General features: G+C 66.3%; 3 protein-coding genes. All 3 read right to left on the bottom strand.

Translation table 11 applies throughout. The annotated features are described in order from the left end of the window. A partial coding sequence (locus G3N93_RS37315) for an alpha/beta fold hydrolase (RefSeq protein WP_241026863.1) occupies window positions 1-790 on the bottom strand: 790 nt, incomplete at its 3' end. A gap of 44 nt (window positions 791-834) precedes the next feature. Next, window positions 835-1,734 (bottom strand): M24 family metallopeptidase, encoded by a 900-nt coding sequence (locus G3N93_RS37310; protein WP_011354318.1) that lies wholly within the window; start codon window positions 1,732-1,734, stop codon window positions 835-837. 476 nt (window positions 1,735-2,210) lie between these two features. Beyond that, a complete protein-coding gene (locus G3N93_RS37305; protein WP_174936773.1) occupies window positions 2,211-2,984 on the bottom strand; it encodes a slipin family protein in 774 nt (257 codons plus the stop codon). Window positions 2,985-3,052: the final 68 nt, after the last annotated feature.

Here is a 3,052-nt window from a genome sequence, read left to right as displayed (position 1 = left end):
CACGCGTTCGCGCAGCCAGAAGCCGACGTGGTCGAGGCACGGCCCCGAGCATGACGTGTACGACGCGATCCGGCCGGCGAGACGCGGATCGGTGACGAACTCCCAGCCCTGGATCGAGCCCCAGTCGGGCGCGATCAAGATCGGAAGAGCGTCGTGGAGGGCAGACGTGTGCTCTTCCGATCTGCAGGCGCGGCCACGCGCGGCCGAGCCACAGCCGCCAGCCGAGCTCGGGGATGAACGGCAGGTGGAACAGGTACACGTACCACGACCGCACGAGCTGGCCGCCGAGCTTGGCGAGCGATGCGGGCGTCGGGCGCAGCACGCGTTCGCGCAGCCAGAAGCCGACGTGGTCGAGGCACGGCCCCGAGCATGACGTGTACGACGCGATCCGGCCGGCGAGACGCGGATCGGTGACGAACTCCCAGCCCTGGATCGAGCCCCAGTCGTGCGCGATCAGGTGCACGGCGCGGCCGGGGCAGAGCGCGTCGATCACCGCGACGAAGTCGTCGGTCAGCTTCGCGAGGTGGTAGTCGGCCGTGCGTTTCGGCACGCCGGACAGGCCCGCGCCGCGCACGTCGTACGCGATCACGTAGTGCTTGCGCGCGAGCAGCGGCGCGACGTGCTGCCAGACGCTGCTGTCGTCGGGATAGCCGTGCACCAGCACGACCGGCGAGCGGGCCGGATCGCCCCAGGTCTTGACCGCGAGCGTCAGGTCGCCGGAGGCGACTGCCGTTTCGCTATGAACCGATTCGAACAGGGCCAGCGGCGCTTCGTCGGAAAGAGGCTGCATCGTGAGTCCGTCGTTCAGGGAGTCGGAGGAAGGGCGCGTTCGCGTCAGGCGGCGGCCGGCACGGTCGCAATGGCCTGCGTACGCTCGGCCTGACGGCGCTGCCAGCGGCGCACGTGCGGCAGGTCTTCGTCGAGCCAGTACGCGTCGTCTTCGGTGATGACCAGCAGCTCTTCGAATTTCGCGCCGACGCCGGCAAAGCCGAGATGCGGCTCGACGGCCCACAGGCCCGGCACCGGCGCATGCTCGGAGCGGCGGTCGATCGACCACAGCGGCGACCAGCCTTGCTGTTTCGCCGCGCGGCCCTGGTCGAGCAGCAGGTTGCGCGTGGCGTTCAGCCCGAAGCGCGCGACGAAGCGCGGCTTCGACAGCTTGTGGATCTTCGCGACGCGATGCGCGAGCACCTTGAACGGATAGGCCTTGTGGCGCGGCTCGACGCCCTGGCGGCGGCACAGCGCGTCGACTTCCTGCGCGACCTCGGCCATCGACCGGCGCTCCTTCACGAGCCGCACGATCATGTCGCGGTGGTCCATCAGGTCGTCCTGCAGCTGTTCGAGGATCGGGTTGTGGCCGAGGCAGTGCGCGTAGCCGACGTCGGCCACGATGCCGTCGAGCACCGGCGCGACGTCGAGGATCACCGGCATGTCGGTCTCGAGCTGGCGGTTGCTCGGGAAGAACGCGAGATTGAAGCCGCCCATGTGCTTGAGGCCCGAGAAGCCTTCGAACGCGGTGCGGTCGCCGAACCACGCGAACGGCTTGTGCAGCCAGTCGTGCACACCGTTGTCCTGCAGCCATTCGGTCAGCAGGCGCGCGGCTTCCTTTTCGGTGATGCCGGGGTAGAGCATCGCGCCGACGGTTTCGACGCAGCGGTACGCAAGCTGCTGGACCGCGCGGAATTGCGGCAGCTCATCGAGGTGGACTTCCGGCAGCGGATGGTGGTCGGCCATGATGCGTCTCCGTTTGGGGCGCTGATCCGGAACGCGCCCGCCGGCGTCACCGGTGCGGGTTATTCAGTCAGCATTTAATGTGTCATTGAGCGATGTAATGATCATAGACGGTTCCGGGTGCCCGGGAGTGAGGATTTGTCCTAATGGAAGGGGGAAATGGAGGGTAGGCTCTAGACAAGAGGCCGTCTCTGAGGGGGGCGCTGCATGGCCGCCAGGCCCGAGGCGACAACGAATCCGGCAAACGGACCGATCCAGAACTCGAAGTGCGCGCAAGGCCGATAGCAATTCGGCAATAAAAAAAGGACGCTTGCGCGTCCTTTTGCCGTCTGAAGTGTTGCGCGTCGTCGAGAGGCGTCCCCAGCGTTTTCATCGGTGATGCTAGCGAAGTATCGACTGCACGTCAAAATTGAATCGCGTCGAAAGCGACGTGCTCGCCGCACAAGTCACGGCGTCCGTGCCGGCGTTCAATGCCTGCCTCACCCCTCCTGCTTCCCCCCCATCCGCTCCAGCAACGCCCCCAGCAGATCGACCGGCAGCGGAAACACGATCGTCGAGTTCTTGTCCGCCGCGATCGTCGTCAGCGTCTGCAGGTAGCGCAGCTGCATCGCCTGCGGCTGCAGCGCGAGCCGTTGCGCGGCCTGCAGCAGTTTCTCCGACGCCTGCAGTTCCCCTTCCGCATGAATCACCTTCGCGCGCCGCTCGCGCTCGGCCTCGGCCTGCCGCGCGATCGCGCGGATCATCGTCTCGTTCAGGTCGACGTGCTTGATCTCGACCGTCGATACCTTGATCCCCCACGCATCGGTCTGCGCGTCGAGCGTTTTCTGGATGTCGGCGTTCAGTTGCTCGCGCTCGGCGAGCAGCGCGTCGAGTTCGTGCTTGCCGAGCACCGCGCGCAGCGTCGTCTGCGCGAGCTGGCTCGTCGCCTCGAAGAAGCGCGCCACCTGGATCACGGCCTTCTCCGGATCGACCACGCGGAAATACACGACCGCATTGACCTTCACGGACACGTTGTCGCGCGTGATCACGTCCTGCGCGGGCACATCGAACACGACGGTGCGCAGGTCGATCCGCACGACCTGCTGGACGATCGGGATGATCAGCACGAGCCCCGGCCCCTTCACTTTCCAGAACCGGCCGAGCATGAACACCACGCCGCGCTCGTACTCGCGGAAGATGCGGATCGACGACGCGACGAGCACGACGACGAAGACGATCAGGACGCTGCTGAAGCCGAACGTGTAACCGATCATGAAGGTTCTCCTTGGTGTTGTTCTTGATGGTGTTCCTGCCCCGGCACGTCGTAGAGCGGCGCGACGGA

This window comes from Burkholderia sp. Se-20378 (genome assembly GCF_017104665.1).
Lineage (GTDB): Bacteria > Pseudomonadota > Gammaproteobacteria > Burkholderiales > Burkholderiaceae > Burkholderia > Burkholderia lata.
This window is presented reverse-complemented; position numbering and strand designations above follow the sequence as displayed.